Origin of the sequence: Shinella sp. M31 (assembly GCF_049199205.1) — a bacterium.
Lineage (GTDB): Bacteria > Pseudomonadota > Alphaproteobacteria > Rhizobiales > Rhizobiaceae > Shinella.
Genome location: NZ_JBLZPH010000174.1, coordinates 1 through 289, shown reverse-complemented (window position 1 = coordinate 289; position 289 = coordinate 1). Strand labels below are relative to the sequence as shown.

The 289-nt window shown below is 67.5% G+C and carries 1 protein-coding gene; it reads right to left on the bottom strand.

Translation table 11 applies throughout. The features are described 5' to 3' along the window. A partial coding sequence (locus ACOZKU_RS27130; RefSeq protein WP_421581518.1) for an AEC family transporter occupies nt 1-289 on the bottom strand: 289 nt, incomplete at both ends.

Sequence of the window (289 nt, the reverse complement as noted above, 5' to 3'; positions counted from 1 at the left end):
CGACAAGACCATCCTGTCCGACGACGCGCGCCACGAGCGGCAGGCCGATGAAGACCGTGTTGGCGAAGCCGGCGGAGACGCCGGCCAGTACGCCGATGCGCCGGTCGCGTTTGAAGCCGATCGTCGCGATCAGATGTGCCACCGTCCAGGTGACGGCGACGCCGCCGAAATAGGCGACCCAGATGCGCCAGGGCGCATCGCCGGCAAATTCGGCTTCCGCTATGGTGCGGAAGAGCAGGAGCGGCACGGCGACGCGGAAGACGAATTCGCCAAGCCCCTCCCCCAGTTC